Here is a 2,044-nt window from a genome sequence, read left to right on the forward strand (position 1 = left end):
CATAAAAAAAGCCGGTCACGATGACCGGCTTTTTTATCGGCTTGCGCCAGGCCGCTTACTTCAGCAGCGCCTGCGCCTTGGCCACCACGTTGTCCACGGTGAAGCCGAACTCGGCGAACAGCTGCTCCGCCGGCGCCGACTCACCGAAGGTGGTCATGCCCACGATGGCTCCGTTCAGGCCCACGTACTTGTACCAGTAGTCCGCGATACCCGCTTCCACCGCCACGCGCGCCGTTACCGCCGCCGGCAACACCGACTCGCGGTACGCCGCATCCTGCTTGTCGAACGCGTCGGTCGACGGCATCGACACCACGCGCACCTTGCGGCCCGCCGCGGTCAGCTTGTCCGCCGCTTCCACCGTGATACCCACTTCGGAGCCGGTGGCAATCAGGATGACGTCCGGCGTGCCCGCGCAGTCTTTCAGCACGTAGCCGCCGCGGTACACGTTCGCCAGCTGCTCTGCGGTGCGCGGCTGCTGGGTCAGGTTCTGACGCGAGAACACCAGGGTGGTCGGGCCGTCGTTGCGCTCGATGCCGTACTGCCACGCCACCGCCGACTCCACCTGGTCGCACGGGCGCCAGGTGCTCATGTTCGGGGTCACGCGCAGGCTCGCCAGCTGCTCCACCGGCTGGTGGGTCGGGCCGTCTTCGCCCAGACCGATGGAGTCGTGGGTGTAGACGAACACGTTGCGCAGCTTCATCAGCGCCGCCATGCGCACCGCGTTGCGGGCGTATTCCACGAACATCAGGAAGGTCGCCGAGTACGGCAGGAAGCCGCCGTGCAGCGCGATGCCGTTGGTGATGGCGGTCATGCCGAACTCGCGCACGCCGTAATGAATGTAGTTGCCCGCCGGGTCAACGTTCAGCGCTTTCGAGCCGGACCACATCGTCAGGTTGCTCGGCGCCAGGTCGGCAGAGCCGCCCAGGAACTCCGGCAGCACCTTGCCGAACGCTTCCAGCGCGTTCTGCGATGCCTTGCGGCTGGCGATGTTGGCCGGGTTGGCCTGCAGTTTTTCCACGAACGCCTTGGCGTCGGCTTTCCAGTCGGCCGGCAGCTCGCCGTTCATGCGGCGCTTGAACTCGGCAGCCTGCTCCGGGAAGGCCTTGGCGTAGGCGGCGAACTTGTCGTTCCAGGCCGCTTCTTTGGCCTGACCGGCTTCCTTGGCGTCCCACTGGGCGTAGATGTCCTGCGGGATTTCAAAGGCGGCGTATTTCCAGCCCAGCGCTTCGCGGGTGGCGGCCACTTCGGCGGCGCCCAGCGCGGCGCCGTGCACGTCATGGGTGCCGGCCTTGTTCGGCGAACCGAAGCCGATAACGGTCTTGCACATCAGCAGCGACGGCTTGTCGGTCACCTTGCGGGCTTCTTCAATCGCGGCCTTGATGGCGTCCGGGTTGTGGCCGTCAACGTTGCGCACCACGTGCCAGCCGTAGGCTTCGAAACGCAGGGCGGTGTCGTCGGTGAACCAGCCGTCGACGTGGCCGTCGATGGAGATGCCGTTGTCATCGTAGAAAGCGGTCAGCTTGCCGAGCTTGAGGGTACCGGCCAGAGAGCAGACTTCGTGCGAGATGCCTTCCATCATGCAGCCGTCGCCCATGAAGGCGTAGGTGTGGTGGTCAACGATATCGTGGCCCGGGCGGTTGAACTGCGCCGCCAGGGTGCGTTCGGCGATGGCGAAGCCGACGGCGTTGGCGATGCCCTGGCCCAGCGGGCCGGTGGTGGTTTCAACGCCTGGGGTGTAGCCGTACTCCGGGTGCCCTGGGGTCTTGGAGTGCAGCTGACGGAAGTTTTCCAGCTCGCGCATCGGCAGGTCATAGCCGGTGAGGTGCAGGAGGCTGTAAATCAACATGGAGCCGTGGCCGTTGGAGAGCACGAAACGGTCGCGGTCAGCCCAGTGCGGGTTAGTCGGGTTGTGGTTGAGGTAGTCACGCCACAGGACTTCGGCGATGTCCGCCATGCCCATAGGGGCACCCGGGTGGCCGGAATTTGCTTTTTGTACGGCGTCCATGCTGAGTGCGCGGATGGCGTTGGCAAGCTCTTTACGAGA

The 2,044-nt window shown here is 65.3% G+C and carries 1 protein-coding gene; it reads right to left on the reverse strand.

Features of this window, described 5'->3' with window-relative positions; translation table 11 throughout:
• Window positions 1–55 precede the first annotated feature (55 nt).
• A partial coding sequence (gene tkt / locus AC4PR2_RS28510) for a transketolase (protein ID WP_049296678.1) occupies window positions 56–2,044 on the reverse strand: 1,989 nt, incomplete at its 5' end.

It is taken from the genome of Serratia sp. A07 (genome assembly GCF_058725505.1).